The sequence below is a fragment of the Gluconobacter sp. P1D12_c genome (assembly GCF_018812105.1).
Classification (GTDB): domain Bacteria; phylum Pseudomonadota; class Alphaproteobacteria; order Acetobacterales; family Acetobacteraceae; genus Gluconobacter; species Gluconobacter oxydans_A.
Map to the genome: position 1 here is coordinate 1 of NZ_JACSIQ010000260.1, position 543 is coordinate 543.

Annotated in this window: 1 protein-coding gene; it reads left to right on the forward strand. The window is 54.1% G+C overall.

Annotation, left to right across the window (positions count from 1 at the left end; all coding sequences use genetic code 11):
* Positions 1–28: 28 nt before the first annotated feature.
* On the forward strand, positions 29–543 hold a 515-nt coding region (locus KP705_RS16640), incomplete at its 3' end, for a recombinase family protein (RefSeq protein WP_215765054.1).

Below are 543 nucleotides of genomic sequence, written 5' to 3' on the forward strand. Positions count from 1 at the left end.
TGGGGCCTTATACGTTACACTTTCCCGTATGACACACATAATGATCGGCTATGCCCGCTGCTCGACGGACAAACAGGATCTCGCGGCCCAGCATCAGGAACTGCTCAAACTCGGTGTTTCTGCCGATCGTATTTACACCGACAAGGGCTTCACCGGCACGAACCGGGAAAGGGCCGGCCTTGACCAGGCACTGGCGGCTGTTCGTAGTGGCGATACTTTGGTCGTACCAAAGCTTGATCGACTGGCCCGCTCTGTCCCTGATGCACGGCTTATTGGCGACAGCCTGGCATCCCGTGGCGTGAAGCTTCAACTTGGGAACAGTATTCACGATCCGTCTGATCCAATGGGCAAGTTGTTCTTCAACATCCTTGCGACTTTCGCGGAGTTTGAAGCCGATCTGATCCGGATGCGTACTCGTGAAGGGATGGCCGTTGCACGCGACAAAGGTAAACTACGCGGAAAGAAACCCAAGCTTTCTGAACGTCAGCAAAAAGAGCTTCGCCGGATGTATGATACCGGCGATTACTCCATCAGCGATCTTTC